This is a genomic window from Nocardia otitidiscaviarum NBRC 14405 (assembly GCF_000308635.1).
In the GTDB taxonomy this organism is placed as follows: domain Bacteria; phylum Actinomycetota; class Actinomycetes; order Mycobacteriales; family Mycobacteriaceae; genus Nocardia; species Nocardia otitidiscaviarum.
On record NZ_BAGD01000041.1, the window covers coordinates 1 to 1,055 of the forward strand.

Sequence of the window (1,055 nt, forward strand, 5' to 3'; positions counted from 1 at the left end):
CTCCAGTGAGCTTCTCGAACAGTCGAGATCGCTTCTGGCAGAGACAGTTTCGGACTCACACGTAGTCCGGCTGAAGCTCATGGGTGGAACGCTGACAAGCTTCATCGCATCATGCTCGGTCCTCAGCGGTCGAGCGCGGTGAATATATCGACACACTGTTGGGTCCTGAAAGAACAGACGTTCTTTCCAGGCAAAAGACGATCTACTCGGATGTCGAGTGAAACCGCCGGTTCTCCGGTAGGTCCTCCGAGGAATTCTGGGTGGGTGTGTTGTTTGAGAACTGCACAGTGGACGCGAGCATCTTTGTTAGTAAGTGTGTAAGAGCGTACGGTGGATGCCTTGGCACCAGGAGCCGATGAAGGACGTAGGAGGCTGCGATAAGCCTCGGGGAGCTGTCAACCGAGCTGAGATCCGAGGATTTCCGAATGGGGAAACCCAGCACGAGTGATGTCGTGTTACCCGCGCCTGAATATATAGGGTGTGTGGAGGGAACGTGGGGAAGTGAAACATCTCAGTACCCACAGGAAGAGAAAACAACAGTGATTCCGTGAGTAGTGGCGAGCGAAAGCGGATGAGGCTAAACCGGTTATGTGTGATAGACGGCAGTCGTTGCATAGCCGGGGTCGTGGGACCTACTTTCCTAGTTCTGCCGAGCTGGGCGGGAGTGAGAAACCGAGTTGTTAGTCGAATTGGTCTGGGATGGCCAACCGTAGACGGTGAGAGTCCGGTAGACGAAAACATCTCGGCTTCCGTAGTAGGCACCCGAGTAGCAGCGGGCCCGTGAAATCTGCTGTGAATCTGTCGGGACCACCCGATAAGCCTGAATACTACCTGGTGACCGATAGCGGACTAGTACCGTGAGGGAAAGGTGAAAAGTACCCCGGGAGGGGAGTGAAATAGTACCTGAAACCGTGCGCTTACAATCCGTCAGAGCCCTCCCTTGTGGTGGGGTGATGGCGTGCCTTTTGAAGAATGAGCCTGCGAGTCATCGGTATGTGGCGAGGTTAACCCGTGTGGGGTAGCCGTAGCGAAAGCGAGTCCGAATAGGGCGCCCA

At 55.2% G+C, this 1,055-nt stretch carries 1 rRNA gene; it reads left to right on the top strand.

The features are described from left to right. Positions 1-307 precede the first annotated feature (307 nt). Positions 308-1,055 (top strand): 23S ribosomal RNA (locus ON31_RS07260); the annotation flags it as partial.